Genomic DNA, 13,191 nt, shown 5'->3' with positions numbered 1-13,191 from the left:
GGCTGTAGAAGATGTCCACGTAGTCCAGTCCCATGCGCTGCAGGGACTGGTCCAGGCTGGACAGCAGGTACTTGCGGGAACCCCATTCACCATACGGGCCGGGCCACATGTAGTAGCCGGCCTTGGTGGCGATGACCAGCTCATCGCGGTAGGGCCTGAAATCCTCGCGCAGGTGCCGGCCGAAGTTGGCCTCCGCCGATCCGTCCGGAGGGCCGTAGTTGTTGGCGAGGTCGAAGTGGTTCACGCCCAAGTCGAAGGCACGGCGCAGGATGGCGCGCTGTTCGTCAAAGCGCTTGTCGTCGCCGAAGTTGTGCCAGAGGCCGAGGGAGATGGCCGGAAGCTTGAGGCCGCTGCGTCCGACACGGCGGTACGGCATGGTTTCATAGCGGTTGTCTGCAGCCAAATAAGTCATACGTACCATCCTGCCAGCCATCGGGCCGTGCCGGGGCCGGTGTCCATCATCCGGTCAGGACGACGGACACCGGCCCAGGGCGATCGGCAGAGCAGCCGCTCGAAAGCAGCCCGTCAGTCCCCGAGAACGGCTGCGCTCAGCCCCGGCAGTTCCACCTTGCCCCCCTCAATGCGGACGGCATCATCGGTGGCAAGGAGCAGCTCGGCGCCGGCGCGGTCCAGGGTGACCGGCTGCTCGGCGAAGTTCAGCAGGACCTGCACGCCGCCGCGCCGGAAGCGCAGCCAGCGGGCGTCGTCGTCGAACTCCGCTTCCGTGGCCTCGAAGCCCAGGGCGGTGAGGTCCGGCGTGGAACGCCGCAGGCGGATGAGCGCCCGGTACAGGTCCAGCAACCGGGCGTGGTCGCCCTCGGAGGCTTCCGCCCAATCCAGCTTGGAGCGCGTGAACGTTGCCGGATCCTGGGGATCGGGCACGACGGCGGGATCCCACCCCATGCGTTCGAACTCCCTGATCCGGCCTTCCGCGGTGGCCTTGCCAAGCTCGGGCTCCGGATGTGAGGTGAAGAACTGCCACGGCGTGGAGGCGCCGTATTCCTCCCCCATGAACAGCATGGGCGTGAACGGACCGGTCAGGGTCAGCACGGCAGCGAGTGCCAGGCTGCCGTACGGCAGTGACTGCGACAGCCGGTCACCGGTGGCCCTGTTGCCGATCTGGTCATGATTCTGCGAGCAGACCACCAGTGCCGCCGGGTGCACGGCGGCGGCGTTGATCGGGCGGCCGTGGCGGCGTCCGCGGAAGCTGGAGTAGCTGCCGTCGTGGAAGAAGCCGTCCCGCAGCACCTTGGCGAGGGAACCCAGCGAGTCGAAGTCCCCGTAGTAGCCGGTGGTTTCCCCGCTGACGCTGACGTGGACGGCATGGTGGAAGTCGTCGCTCCACTGCCCTGCCAACCCGTAGCCGTTGACATCGCGGGGGTACAGCAGTCGCGGGTTGTTGAGGTCCGACTCTGCGATCAGGGTCAGCGGACGGCCAACCTCGGCGGAGATCTCGTCGGCTAAGGCCCCGAAGTCCTCCAGGATGTGGACGGCCCGTTCGTCCTTCAGTGCGTGCACGGCATCCAGGCGGAGCCCGTCCACGCGGTAGTCGCGCAGCCACATGGCGACGTTGTCGAGGATGTACCGGCGGACGTGGTCCGAGCCCGGTCCGTCCAGGTTGACGGAGTCACCCCAGGTGTTGCCCTCGCCGTGCTTGAGGTACGGCCCGAACCGGGGCAGGTAGTTTCCGCTCGGCCCGAGGTGGTTGTAGACCACGTCCTGGATGACGCCGATGCCCGCGGTGTGGGCGGCGTCCACGAACCGCTGGTACGCGGCCGGCCCGCCGTAGCCCTCGTGGACGGCGAACCACTGCACGCCGTCGTAGCCCCAGTTGTGTGTGCCGTTGAAGGCGTTCACCGGCAGCAGTTCCACGTAGTCGATGCCCAGGCCGGCCAGATAGTCCAGCTTTGCGGCGGCGGCGTCGAGCGTTCCTTCCGGCGTAAAGGTCCCGAGGTGGAGCTCGTAGATCACGGCGCCCTGGAGCGCCCTGCCCTGCCACCCGCTGTCCTGCCATTGGTAGGTGCCGGGATCGAAAGTGCGGGACAGTGCGTGGACGCCGTCCGGCTGGCGGCGGGTCCGCGGATCAGGCAGCGGCGTTTCGTCGCCGTCGAGCAGGTATCCGTAGTCGACCTCGCCGGCAGCGGGCGCCTCCCCGGCCGTCCACCAGCCGTCATCCTCGGGCCCGGTGCCGGGGCGCCGGACCATCTGGTACCGCTCCCCGCCGGCCAGCAGCGTCACGGACCCTGCTTCGGGCGCCCAGATGTCGAACCGCTGCGGCCCCTGCACGGGTTTGGCCGCGTAATTCTGCTGCGTCATGACGTTCCTCCTGTCTCAGGCACCAGCAGCGCCACCGGGTAGGCCCGGAAAATCTCCGCAAGCGCCGCGGGCCCGGGGCCGAATCCGGCACCGGTCAGTTCATCCTTCATGGCGGTCTCAAGCTCGACGGCGGTGTCCCGCCAGCCGCCCGACTGTGCCAGTCCGAACGGCAGCCGGGTGGCCAGGGTCAGCGCGCCGGGCGTTCCCCCGGCTCCGCGGTCGAAGCCCAGCAGGTGTGCGGCCGCGGGGCCGCTCGCCTGCACCGGACGGTATCCGGTAAACAGCTCCTGCCGGTTGCGCCGCAGGCGCAGGGCGCGGGAGGTCACCAGCAGCTTGGCCCGCTCGTCGGTGAATGACGCCGGCCGTTCACCGGCGTCCAGCTGCTCCAGGGCCCGCTTCCGGTCCGGGAAGCTGAACGGGCGGCGGTTGTCCGGGTCGGTCAGCGAGCGGTCCCAGAATTCAGTGCCCTGATACACGTCGGGCACGCCCGGCATGGTCAGCTGCACCAGCTTTGCCGAGAGCGAGTTCGACGCGCCGTGCGGTGCCAGGAGCTCCACGAGGGTTTCCAGTTCCGCACGGACCTCGGGGTTGTCGAACGCGGAATCGACGGCGGCGGCCAGCGTCTCTTCGAACGCGGGGTCGGGGTCCGTCCAGGTGGTGGAGCTGCTGGCCTCGCGGGCCGCCTTGAGCGCGTACGCCTGGAGGCGCTCCCGCTCTGCCGGCCACGCACCGGCAATGGCCTGCCACAGCAGGACGGACAGCGGCCCGTCAGGCAGCGGTGCCAGGGAGTTCAGCCGGTCAAGGGCCTGCTCCCATTCGGCGGCTGCTTCGGAGATGACGGAGATCCGTGCCCGGGTGTCCTCGCTCCGTTTCGTGTCGTGCGTGCTGAGCGTGGTCATGGAGAGCGGCAGCTCCGCCTGGCGGCGGGACATCCGGCGGTGGAATTCCTCCGGGTCGAGCGAGAACTCCGTGGGGTCCGCGCCGACTTCCGTAAGGGTGCCGAGCCTGTTGTAGCGGAAGAACGCGGTGTCCTCCACGCCCTTGGCCATGACCATTCCCGAGGTCTGCTGGAACCTGCGGGCGAGCTCAAGTTCCGTGTCCTGCAGCAGCGGGTGCAGCACCCGGATGGCCTGGTCCAGCTCCGGGCGCCAGCGCGCGGCGAGCTCGCAGGCTTCCTTCAGGACTTCCCCGCCCGTGGGCAGGTAGGTGCGGTAGACCGGGAACGCCGCGATGATTTCCGCAATCGCATCGGCTGCCGCCTCCGGGGAGATGCCTGATCCGTCCGGCACCAGCCGGGCGAGCCGCAGGATCTCGGAGTGAAGGATGCCGTCGGTGATCCGGCGCTTGGTTCCGCGGATCACCTGCTGGTAGTCGGCAGGTTCGCCGCCGCGCAGCCGGGCGTCGATCCGGTCGAGCACGTCGCGCCCCTGCGGATCGACGAAGATGCGGTCGACGTCGGCGAGGGCATCGTAGCCGGTGGTCCCTTCGCATTCGAAGCTGGCGGGCAGTTGCTCCCCCGGTTCGAGGATTTTTTCGACCAGCAGGTATGCCCCGCCGGTTACCTCCCGGAGGCGCCTCAGGTAGCCCTCCGGGTCGGCGAGGCCGTCCGGGTGGTCGATCCGCAGTCCGTCCGCAAGTCCTTCACGGAACCAGCGCACCACTTCCTCATGGGCCTTGTCGAAGACGGACGGCAGTTCCACACGGACACCGGCGAGCGTGTTCACGGCGAAGAAGCGGCGGTAGTTCAGCTCGTTGTCGGCACGCCGCCAACCCATGAGTTCGTAATGCTGCCTGGCGTGCACATCCCGGGGCGAATCACCCTCGGTGTAGCTGCCCTCGGCGAGCGGAAAGCGGTGGTCGTAGTAGCGCAGTTCACCGTCCCTGACCTCGAGCTGGTCCAGGTCGTCGTCGCTGCCCAGGACCGGAATCCGGATCCGGCCGCCGGCAAGGTCCCAGTCGACGTCGAAGGCCTCCGCGTAGGGGGATCCGCGGCCCTCCTTGAGCAGCGACCACCACCAGGGGTTCTGTGCCGGCGTGGCCACGCCCACGTGGTTGGGCACGATGTCGATCAGGACGCCCATGCCGGCAGCACGGGCAGCCCTGGAAACGGCGGCCAGGCCCTCGGGACCGCCGCGCTCCGGGTCCACCACGGACGGATCCGTGACGTCATAGCCGTGGTCGGAACCGCTCTCGGCCTTGAGCACCGGCGAGAGGTAGATCCAGTCGACGCCCAGGGAGTGCAGGTACGGCACGGTTTCGGCGGCATCGAACAGGGTGAAGCCTTGCCTGATCTGGAGCCGGTAGGTGGAGACGGGCGTCCTCATGCGTCCTCCCCTGCCGGCTTGCCTGCCTTCGGCTTCCCGGACCGCTTCCCGGCATGCCCTCCTGCGGGCTTCCCGGGATGCTTCCCTGCGGGCTTTTCCGCTGGCTTCTCCGCCGGCTTCTCCGCCGGCTTTTCCGTCACCTTTTCGTCCGGCTTGTCAGCGGGCGCGTCCGCAGGCTTTTCAGCCGGCTTCTCCGCGGGCTTGGCGTCGGCTGCCTCCTCCGGGTCGGGCGCCGGCGTGGCCTTCTTGGTCTTGCTCGGCTCCGGCACGGCCGGGGCGGTAAGGGCCGCCGTCTCGGTGGTTGCCGTCTGCGTCAGGGCTGCCAGGGAGGCCGCAACGGAGTGGTCGGGTTCCTCCTCCGGGGCACTGTGCGCGCGCAGCACCACGAGTGATTTCGCCGCAACGGACAGCCTGCCGCCAGCCGCCACGGGCTCGGAATCGGCACCCGCACCCGCGGTGTCGATGATGGTGTCCCAGGCCGGAGCGTATTCGTCCGAGGGCAGCTTGAATTCGACGTCGCCATCGTGGGCGTTGAAGTACAGCACGAAGTTGACGTCCTGGATGCGTCGCCCGCGGCTGTCCTTGCCTTGGATGCCGTCACCGTTGAGGAAGACGCCCACGGACCTGCCGAAGCCGCTGTCCCAGTCCTCCGGCTGCATGGTGCTGCCGTCCGGGTCCAGCCATACGATGTCCGGCAGCCGTTCGCCTTCGCCCCGGCGGACAGGCCTGCCGTCGAAGAAGCGGCTGCGCCGGAACGTGGGGTGTTTGGCCCGCAGCGAGTTGACGGCCGCCGTGAACTCAATCAGCGGCTGGTCAACGTTGTCCCAGTTGATCCACGTCAGTTCCGAATCCTGGCAGTAGCCGTTGTTGTTGCCCTTCTGCGTGCGGCCCAGTTCGTCGCCGTGGAGCAGCATGGGAACGCCCTGCGAAAGCAGCAGCGAAGCGATGAAGTTGCGCTGCTGGCGCGCCCTGAGCCCCAGGACCTTGGCGTCGTCCGTGGGCCCCTCCGCACCGCAGTTCCAGGAGCGGTTGTGGGACTCGCCGTCGTTGTTGCCTTCGCCGTTGGCTTCGTTGTGCTTCTCGTTGTAGGAGACCAGGTCAGCCAGCGTGAAGCCGTCGTGGGCCGTGACGAAGTTGATGGAGGCCACGGGGCGGCGGCCGGAGTGCTCGTAGAGGTCCGCCGAGCCCGTGATGCGCGAGGCGAACTCGCCCAGCGTTGCCGGCTCGCCGCGCCAGAAGTCACGGACGGTGTCGCGGTACTTCCCGTTCCATTCCGTCCACTGCGGCGGGAAGTTGCCCACCTGGTAGCCGCCGGGTCCAACGTCCCACGGCTCCGCGATCAGCTTGACCTGGGAGACCACCGGGTCCTGCTGGATGAGTTCGAAGAAGGTGGAGAGCTTGTCGACGTCGTAGAACTCGCGTGCCAGCGTGGAGGCGAGGTCGAAGCGGAAGCCGTCCACGTGCATTTCGGTCACCCAGTAGCGCAGCGAGTCCATGAGCAGCTGCAGGGAGTGCGGCTGGCGGACGTTCAGCGAGTTGCCGGTGCCGGTGTAGTCCATGTAGTGCTGGAGGTCCCCCTCCATCAGCCGGTAGTAGGCCTGGTTGTCGATGCCCTTGAAGGACAGCGTGGGGCCGAGGTGGTTGCCCTCTGCCGTGTGGTTGTACACGACGTCGAGGATGACTTCGATGCCTGCGCGGTGCAGTGACCGGACCATGGCCTTGAAGTCCTGGACCTGCTGGCCGGTGTCGCCGGTGGAGCTGTAGCTGTTGTGCGGGGCGAAGAACCCGATGGTGTTGTAGCCCCAGTAGTTGCTGAGCCCCTTGTCCTCCAGGATGCCGTCGTTGACGAACTGGTGCACAGGCATGAGCTCGATCGCCGTGATGCCCAGCTTCTGCAGGTGCGAGATGACGGCAGGGTGTGCCACGCCGGCGTAGGTGCCGCGCTGCTCCTCCGGGATCTCGGGGTGGAGCTGCGTGAGGCCCTTGACGTGGGCTTCATAGATCACCGACTGGTGGTACGGGATGCGCGGAAGGTGGTCGCCGTCCCAGTCGAAGAACGGATTGATGACCACGCCCATCATCATGTGCGGCGCGGAGTCCTGGTCATTCCGGGAGGTGGGGTCGCCCATGTTGTAGGAGAAGAGGGCGGGGTCCCAGTCGATCTGGCCGTGCACTGCCTTCGCGTACGGGTCCAGGAGGAGCTTGTTCGGGTTGAAGCGGTTTCCGGAGGAGGGGTCGTACGGCCCGTGGACGCGGTAGCCGTACTTCTGTCCGGGCTGCACATGCGGCAGGTAACAGTGCCACACGTACCCGTCCACTTCCGCGACGTCGACCCTGGTCTCCGTGCCGTCTTCGTCGAAGAGGCACAGTTCGACCTTGTCTGCCCTTTCGCTGAACAATGCGAAGTTGGTTCCGGTTCCGTCGAAGGTGGCGCCAAGGGGGTACGCCGATCCGGGCCAGATTTCCATTCGTGCTCCTATTACGTTGTCCAACATTGCCTCCGGCGGGTGTGTGCTGCGCCACCCGCGGGGAACTTGGTTTTACCGTAGCCCGTGGGAGCGACTATTACGCTGCCACGGCCGCTGATTGCTAAGCGCACTTACTTTATCCCAGATTCCGGGGATGGCCTCCGCGATGCGTCCCGCGGTCAGCGGCGCGCCGTTCGAGGCCGCTGCCCCGGCCCTCGCATGAAGGCTCGCCGCCATGGCGGCAATGGCCGCCCAGCGCTCGTCCGGATCGATGCCCGCCGCCCGGAAGCGCCCGACGTCGGACCCCACCTGGGCAAGCAGCGCACCGATGACGCCGGCCAGCACATCACCGCTGCCGGCGGTGGCCAGCCAGGGTGTGCCGTCGGACTGGCTGTAGAAGTCCTGGTAGGGCGAGGCCACCAGGGTGGTGGCCCCCTTCAGCAGCACGGTGGCTTCCGTCAGGCCCGCGGCCTGGCGGACCGCCGCGAGGGTTGCCGCTTCCACGGCTTCACGGTCCATGCCGGCGCCGAGGCGCTGCAGCAGGGTGGCCAGTTCGCCGGCGTGCGGGGTCAGGACCACCTGCGGGGCCAGGACGTCGGGCAGGGCCGGCAGAGCGCCGGCATCGGCCACGGTAGGCAGCCCGGAATCGGCGGCGTCGCGGACGTGCTGCATCTGTTCGTCATCGGAACCGTCCACGCCGGATCCCACGAGCCACGCCTGAACGTGGGTGTCGGCGACTGTTCCGGTGCCGCACACCACTTCCGGACAGCTTTGCCTGATGAGGTCGGCGACGTCCGGCGGGCCGAGGTAGCGCACCATGCCCACGCCTGAGGCGAGAGCCCCGCGGCAGGCGAGCACCGCAGCTCCCGGGTACGCTGCGGACCCTGCCACCACTCCGAGGACGCCCCGGGAGTACTTGTGTGAGCGGCGTTGAGGGCTGGGGAGCAGCGTGGCGAGGTCGGAGGCTTCAAACCGCCGCAGCGCGGGCCAGGGCAGCCCGTCCTCGATCCCGATCGGTACCACGTGGACCGTGCCGGCGTAGTCCGCGCCCGGGTCGGCCAGCAGGCCGGCCTTGGCGCCGCCGAAGGTGACGGTGAGATCGGCGGGCAGCACCGGGCCCGCCGTTTCTCCGGTGTCGGAGTTCACTCCGCTGGGGACATCGCAGGCCACCGCCAGGCGGGGCGGCCGTTCAGCAAGCAAGGACACGAGGGCCGCGGCGCTGCCGCGCAGCCCGCCCTGGGCGCCGGTGCCGAGGAGGGCATCGATGACGACGTCGGCCAGGCTGGCCTGCGCTGCCAAGTCAGGGGCGTTGGCTTCGGTCAGGTGGACCACCCGGCCGCCGGCCCGTTCGAAGGCTGCGAGGGCGTCGGGGTGGGCGCTGTCCGCGGCGAGGACCGCCGTCGTCCGCATCCCCCGTCCCGCGAGGTGTGCGGCGGCGAAGAGGCCGTCCCCGCCGTTGTTGCCCTTGCCGGTCAGCACCACGACGCGGCAGCCGTAGAGCCGGGAGCCGCGGGTCCGCAGCTCCGAGACCACCGCGTTGGCAAGGCCGTAGGCGGCCCGCTGCATGAGAACAGCGCCCATACCTGAATCCAGCAGGGGCTTTTCAGCCTCCCGTATCTGGGTTCCGGTATAGGCGCTGATCATCAGTCCAGTCCGTTCGCGGTGCTTGTCCGACGGTCCGCCGGGGTCAGCCCTCGGCCAGGACGGTCGCGGTGGCGATGCCGCCGTCGTGGCTCATGGACAGATGCCAGCGTTTGACGCCCTTGGCCTCGGCCACGGCCAGCACTGTCCCCTTGACCTGGATCGTGGGGCCGTTCTGGTCCAGCCCGATCCAGCAGTCCTGCCAGTTCATGCCCGCCGGCGCCCCGAGGACCTTGGCCACAGCCTCCTTGGCGGCAAAGCGCGCCGCAAGGGAGCGGGTGTTCAGTTCCCGTTCGGCCGGAACGAACAGCCGGTCGCGCAGCCCTGGGGTGCGCTCCAGCTGGCGGCCGAACCGTTCAATGTCCACGACGTCTACGCCGATGCCAACAATCATGGGCTTACTCTACGGTGACGCTCTTGGCCAGGTTGCGTGGCTGGTCCACGTCGTATCCCTTGGCGGCGGCGAGTTCACACGCGAAGATCTGCAGCGGCACGGTGGTCAGCAGCGGCATCAGCAGCGTGGGAGTTTCCGGCACGTAGAAGACGTGCTCGGCGTAGTCCCGGACCGCCTCGTCGCCTTCCTCGGCGATCACCAGCGTGCGGGCACCGCGGGCGCGGATCTCCTGGATGTTGGACACCACCTTGGAGTGCAGCGAGTCCCGGCCGCGCGGCGAGGGCACCACCACGAAGACCGGCTGGCCTTCGTCGATCAGCGCGATGGGGCCGTGCTTCAGCTCACCGGCGGCGAAGCCCTCGGCGTGGATGTAGGCAATTTCCTTCAGCTTCAGCGCACCCTCGAGGGCCACGGGGTAGCCCACGTGGCGGCCCAGGAACAGCACGGACTTCTCGTCCTTCATGCTGCGGGCGAGGTCGCGCAGTTCACCGGCATTGTCGAGGATCTTCTGGATCTTCGCCGGGATCTTGCCCAGGTCAGCCAGCACGTCCTTGATCTGGCCGGAGAAGATGTTCCCGCGCAGCTGCGCCAGGTACAGGCCCAGCAGGTACGCGGCCGTAATCTGGGCCAGGAAGGCCTTCGTGGACGCCACCGCGATCTCCGGGCCGGCGTGCGTGTACAGCACGGCGTCGGATTCACGCGGAATGGTGGACCCGTTGGTGTTGCAGATCGACACCGTGATGGCGCCCTGCTCCCGGGCGTACCGCACGGCCATGAGCGTATCCATCGTTTCGCCCGACTGGCTGATCGAGACCACCAGCGTGTTGGGGCCAACGATCGGGTCGCGGTAGCGGAACTCGTGGGCGAGCTCCACCTCGGTGGGGATCCGGCACCAGTTCTCGATGGCGTACTTGGCAACCATGCCGGCATACGCGGCGGTGCCGCAGGCCAGCACGATGATCTTGTCGACCCTCTTCAGCAGCGCCGGATCGATGCGCAGCTCATCCAGGGTCAGCTTGCCGTTCAGGTCCGAACGGCCCAGCAGCGTCTGCGCCACGGCGTCGGGCTGGTCATGGATTTCCTTCTCCATGAAGGAGGCGAAGCCGCCCTTCTCGGCAGAGGCCGGGTCCCAGTCAACGTGGTACTCCTTGCCCTCGGCCGGGGCACCGTAGAAGTCCGTGATCTCCACCGTGTCAGCGGTGATCGTCACGATCTGGTCCTGGCCCAGCTCCACCGCACGGCGGGTGTAGTCAATGAACCCGGAGACGTCCGATCCCAGGAAGTTCTCCCCCTCGCCCAGACCCACCACGAGAGGCGAGTTCCGGCGGGCGGCCACCACGACGTCCGGCTGGTCCGCGTGTACGGCCAGCAACGTGAACGCGCCCTCAAGGCGCTGGCAGGCCAGCTGCATCGCGGTGGTCAGGCCGCCGTCGGACACGTCGCCGTTAAGCTTGTTCCGGAAGATGTCCCCCAGCAGGGCAGCCGCGACCTCAGTGTCGGTCTCCGATGCGAAAACCACACCCTTGGCCAGCAGTTCCTGCTTCAGCTCGGCGAAGTTTTCGATGATGCCGTTGTGGATCACCGCCAGCTTCCCGCCGTCGGACAGGTGCGGGTGCGCGTTCTGGTCCGTCGGGCCGCCATGGGTGGCCCAGCGCGTGTGGCCGATACCGGTCAGCGACGCCGGCAACGGACGCGCCTCCAGCTCAGCGAGCAGATTGCTCAGCTTGCCGGACTTCTTCCGCGAGGAAATCTCCCCGTCGGCCACCACGGCCACACCGGCAGAGTCATACCCCCGGTACTCCAGACGGCGCAGACCCTCAAGAACAACATCCAGCGCACCGTGCCCGGCATCAGCCCGGCCAGACGTACGCCCTACATAACCCACGATTCCACACATGGGTATAAGCCTAACCGGCTTCGAGGAGAACCGACGTCGGATGACCTCCGGCGGGGCGTACGCCGGTTGCCGCAAAAGCGGTCGATGGAACGCCTGCAAGGGCACGAAAGGGCCCGTCATCAGCGGCTTTACGGCGCCTCGCATTTCGCTCTCGGCGTTGCGAGGGGCAGAATCTCTAGGGTGACTTCGCAACGCAATGAAGCGAACGGGGAAGGTGTCTCGCCGTTCGTGGAGCTGGACCGGCAGACCTGGTCCCGGCTCGCAGCCCAGATGGAACAGCCCCTTAATGAAGAGGATGTGCTGCGCCTCCGTGGGCTCGGCGATCCCCTGGACATCAACGAGGTCCGGGAGGTTTACCTGCCGTTGTCACGCCTGCTGCACCTCTATGTCGAGGCCGCCGGCCAACTGCATGCCGCCACCACCACGTTCCTGGGCGAACAGACCCAGCGGACGCCTTTCGTCATCGGCGTCGCGGGATCGGTGGCCGTGGGCAAGTCCACCATCGCCCGCGTGCTGCGCGAGATGCTCCGGCGCTGGCCCGGGACGCCCAACGTCGAGCTGATCACCACAGATGGGTTCCTGTACCCGCTCGCCGAGCTAAAGCGCCGGCAGCTGCTCGAACGCAAGGGTTTCCCGGAATCCTACGACCGCCGGGCGCTGCTGCGGTTCGTCAGCGAGATCAAGGGCGGGGCGGAGGAAGTCCGGGCGCCGTGGTATTCGCACGTCACCTATGACATCGTTCCCGGCAAGGAAGTGGTGGTCCGCCGCCCGGATGTCCTCATTGTTGAAGGGCTGAACGTCCTGGCGCCGGCGAGGCCGCGGCATGACGGCCGCCAGGGGCTGGCGCTGAGCGACTTCTTCGACTTCTCCATCTACGTGGATGCCAAGACCTCCTACATCGAGGAGTGGTATGTGGACCGGTTCCGCAAGCTGCGCTCCACGGCGTTCGCGCAGCCCGAGTCGTACTTCCACCGCTATGCCACCCTCTCGGACGATGAAGCCGAGCGGACGGCCCGTGACATCTGGAAGCGCATCAACGAACCGAACCTGGAAGAGAATGTGCTGCCCACGAGGGGCCGGGCGCAGCTTGTCCTCACCAAGGAAGCGGACCATTCCGTCCGCCGGATGCTGCTGAGGAAGGTCTAGCACAGGTGTGCTACGACTGCTCCCCCGGGCCGGAGCGTCCGGCAGATAACCTCGTTTCCGCCCCCAGCCGGCGCCTCGTTGCACGGCTGCTCTTTGCCGGTGCGGGGCTGTCAGTGCTGGCCGCCTGCACTCCGGCAGGTACCCAGCCTTCACCCGCCGCCACGACGGGCACGACGCCGGCGCTCCCGACGGCGTCCGGCTCGCCGGGCGCTTCGTCCGGCACGGTGTCACCGACCGGATCCGCCTCCGCGGCACCGACCGCAACCGCGTCCGCACCGCCGTCGGCCCCTGCCACTCGCTCCGCGACGGCACCGCCGTCGGCCGCCACCACCCCGACCGGAGCGCCCGCAAGGCCGTCGGCTGCTGCCCGCCTCCCCCGGCAGTACTCGCTGACCGACCCGGCCAGCCCCTGGCTGGTGGTCAACAAGCGGCGGCCGCTGAAGCCAGCCAACTACGTCCCGCGCGACCTCGTACAGCCGCGCGTTGCCCTCGCCGTATCCGGCGAGGCGGCGCTGCTGAACCGCACGACGGCGGCTGCCGCGGAACGGATGTTCGCCGCGGCAGCGGCGGACGGCGTGGTGATGACGCTGGCCAGCGGCTACCGTTCCTACGCCACGCAGGTGGCGACGTACAACGGCCATGTCAGTGCGCGCGGGCAGGCGGCCGCCGACACCGCGTCAGCGCGGCCGGGCCACTCCGAGCACCAGACCGGATGGGCGTTCGACATCGGAGACGGCGGCGGGGCCTGCAGTTTCCAGCCGTGCTTTGCCGAGCAGCCAGCCGCTGTGTGGGCCAAGGCCAACGCGCACCGGTTCGGCTTCGTGGTGCGTTACCCGTGGATGCTGCACCCCGTTACGGGCTACTACTACGAGTCGTGGCACCTGCGGTACATCGGGGTGGAGGCGGCCGCGGACATGCGGAAGCGCGGGATCGCCACGCTCGAGGAGTACTTCGGGCTGGAAGCGGCGCCGGGGTACCCGTAGCCGTGACACGCCGGCCGGGGCC

The 13,191-nt window shown here is 68.2% G+C and carries 9 protein-coding genes; 2 read left to right on the top strand and 7 right to left on the bottom strand.

Annotated features, from left to right (window positions below; genetic code table 11):
* From AC3A3W_RS11835 to glmS, 7 genes are all read right to left on the bottom strand, one after another.
* On the bottom strand, positions 1–412 hold a 412-nt coding region (locus AC3A3W_RS11835), incomplete at its 3' end, for an aldo/keto reductase (RefSeq protein WP_487442991.1).
* 113 nt (positions 413–525) lie between these two features.
* Positions 526–2,316, bottom strand: coding sequence for a malto-oligosyltrehalose trehalohydrolase (gene treZ, locus AC3A3W_RS11830; protein ID WP_487442989.1), 1,791 nt, complete (start codon positions 2,314–2,316; stop codon positions 526–528).
* Positions 2,313–4,640, bottom strand: a complete 2,328-nt coding sequence (gene treY, locus AC3A3W_RS11825; protein ID WP_487442987.1) for a malto-oligosyltrehalose synthase — start codon at positions 4,638–4,640, stop codon at positions 2,313–2,315. Before treY ends, treZ begins: the two co-directional genes overlap by 4 nt.
* Positions 4,637–7,108, bottom strand: coding sequence for a glycogen debranching protein GlgX (gene glgX / locus AC3A3W_RS11820; RefSeq protein ID WP_487442985.1), 2,472 nt, complete (start codon positions 7,106–7,108; stop codon positions 4,637–4,639). Before glgX ends, treY begins: the two co-directional genes overlap by 4 nt.
* A gap of 72 nt (positions 7,109–7,180) precedes the next feature.
* Positions 7,181–8,752 (bottom strand): NAD(P)H-hydrate epimerase, encoded by a 1,572-nt coding sequence (locus tag AC3A3W_RS11815; protein ID WP_487442984.1) that lies wholly within the window; start codon positions 8,750–8,752, stop codon positions 7,181–7,183.
* 43 nt (positions 8,753–8,795) lie between these two features.
* Positions 8,796–9,143, bottom strand: a complete 348-nt coding sequence (locus AC3A3W_RS11810) for a holo-ACP synthase (RefSeq protein WP_018776647.1) — start codon at positions 9,141–9,143, stop codon at positions 8,796–8,798.
* A 4-nt stretch (positions 9,144–9,147) separates the two neighbouring features.
* A complete protein-coding gene (glmS, locus tag AC3A3W_RS11805; RefSeq protein ID WP_487442982.1) occupies positions 9,148–11,040 on the bottom strand; it encodes a glutamine--fructose-6-phosphate transaminase (isomerizing) in 1,893 nt (630 codons plus the stop codon).
* Positions 11,041–11,220: 180 nt separating this feature from the next.
* Here glmS and coaA point away from each other — a divergent pair, with 180 nt between their 5' ends.
* Both coaA and AC3A3W_RS11795 read left to right on the top strand, forming a co-directional pair.
* Positions 11,221–12,186: a type I pantothenate kinase gene (gene coaA / locus AC3A3W_RS11800; protein WP_487442980.1), complete on the top strand. Its 966-nt coding sequence runs from the start codon at positions 11,221–11,223 to the stop codon at positions 12,184–12,186.
* A gap of 5 nt (positions 12,187–12,191) precedes the next feature.
* On the top strand, positions 12,192–13,169 hold the full coding sequence (locus AC3A3W_RS11795) for a M15 family metallopeptidase (protein WP_487442979.1): 978 nt from the start codon (positions 12,192–12,194) through the stop codon (positions 13,167–13,169).
* Positions 13,170–13,191 lie beyond the last annotated feature (22 nt).

It is taken from the genome of Arthrobacter sp. Soil_N43 (genome assembly GCF_057655195.1).
The sequence above is the reverse complement of the archived record's forward strand: the minus strand, read 5'-3'. Positions and strand labels throughout refer to the sequence as shown.

Excerpts from the sequence above, each read along its gene's own strand:
- treZ (WP_487442989.1), bottom strand. The coding sequence starts at position 2,316 with ATGACGCAGCAGAATTACGCGGCCAAACCCGTGCAGGGGCCGCAGCGG.
- AC3A3W_RS11810 (WP_018776647.1), bottom strand. The coding sequence starts at position 9,143 with ATGATTGTTGGCATCGGCGTAGACGTCGTGGACATTGAACGGTTCGGC.
- treY (WP_487442987.1), bottom strand. The coding sequence starts at position 4,640 with ATGAGGACGCCCGTCTCCACCTACCGGCTCCAGATCAGGCAAGGCTTC.
- glgX (WP_487442985.1), bottom strand. The coding sequence starts at position 7,108 with ATGGAAATCTGGCCCGGATCGGCGTACCCCCTTGGCGCCACCTTCGAC.
- glmS (WP_487442982.1), bottom strand. The coding sequence starts at position 11,040 with ATGTGTGGAATCGTGGGTTATGTAGGGCGTACGTCTGGCCGGGCTGAT.
- AC3A3W_RS11815 (WP_487442984.1), bottom strand. The coding sequence starts at position 8,752 with ATGATCAGCGCCTATACCGGAACCCAGATACGGGAGGCTGAAAAGCCC.